Raw genomic sequence first — 1,302 nt, forward strand, 5'->3', positions numbered from 1 at the left:
GCGCTGAGGAATCCCCAGTAATGGGCGGGTGAAAAAAGACAGGCATAGAGTTTTGTGATCTACTGATTGTGCGACCAATTCAGCGAGATCACCTCTATGCCTGCTTATCAAGTATGTCAGAAGTTTTTCCGGGGCGCTTTAGCTCCATTCCACAAATATCGACAGAATGCCCTTCTTGACGCGACCGTTGCGTTAACACGTGGCGCATCGCTCACACTGACCAGTATCGGACGATACCTGCCAGGGACAGCCCAGGTAAAACACAAGATTAAACGGATTGATCGCCTGCTGGGGAATGTTGAACTTCACAACGATATTCCTCTGATATTCAAAAATATTACTTCGCTGCTGACTCAACAACTTTCATGGTGCGTCATCGCTGTTGACTGGAGTGGTTACCCTTCACAGGCATTCCATGTTCTACGCGCAAGCCTGATTTGCGATGGCCGCTCTATTCCTCTGATGAGTCAGGTTGTCCCTTCTGATAAGCAGCAGAATCCCCATGTCCAAAAAGCTTTTCTGGATGCGCTCAGCAACGCCGTGCCACCTGATAAAAAAGTCATTATTGTCACCGATGCGGGATTCCAGAATGCGTGGTTCCGCCATATCAAGTCACTGGGTTGGGATTTTATTGGGCGTGTGCGGGGAACGACTCTGCTCCGACTGAACAGAAAGGGGGAGCACTGGTTCAGAAGACAGGAACTGAAGGCCAGTAATAAACCGGAATATCTCGGGCCGGGTACATTCGCCCGTGCAGAGTATTCCCGTTGTGACGGTCATTTTTACCTGCATAAAAAAGAGGCGAAAGGCAGAAAGCATCACCATGCCCGCTGCCGTATTAAGCGTAAGTCGCAGGAGCGCGACGGGCGCTCAGCAGCTAAAGACCCCTGGCTTATTTTCAGCAGTACAGATGAATTTAAGCCGCGTGAAGTGATGAAAATTTACAGCCGCAGAATGCAGATTGAACAGAATTTTCGTGACGAGAAAAGCGAACGCTTTGGTTTTGGTCTGCGTGCCAGTCACAGTGGTACGGCAGGACGCCTGTTGGTACTGAGTCTGCTCGCGACGCTGGCAACAGCAGTTCTCTGGCTTTTGGGCTATGAAGCTGAAAATAAAGGACTACACCTGAAATATCAGGCCAACAGCATCAAATCGCGGCGGGTAATCTCGTATATGACGTTAGCGGAGAATGTCCTGCGACACTCTCCGCTAATGTTAAGACGAACGGTGTTGAACACCGTTCTTAACCACCTCGCCAAAACCTACCGAAGTATGGTGTTGGTTTATTAGCGCTGATTTTGT

The 1,302-nt window shown here is 49.5% G+C and carries 1 protein-coding gene; it reads left to right on the plus strand.

Annotated elements, in window-relative coordinates; translation table 11 throughout:
* Window positions 1-96: 96 nt before the first annotated feature.
* Window positions 97-1,290, plus strand: coding sequence for an IS4 family transposase (locus K7X24_RS21865; RefSeq protein WP_103863058.1), 1,194 nt, complete (start codon window positions 97-99; stop codon window positions 1,288-1,290).
* Window positions 1,291-1,302: the final 12 nt, after the last annotated feature.

This window comes from Pectobacterium versatile, from assembly GCF_020166435.1.
Lineage (GTDB): Bacteria > Pseudomonadota > Gammaproteobacteria > Enterobacterales > Enterobacteriaceae > Pectobacterium > Pectobacterium versatile.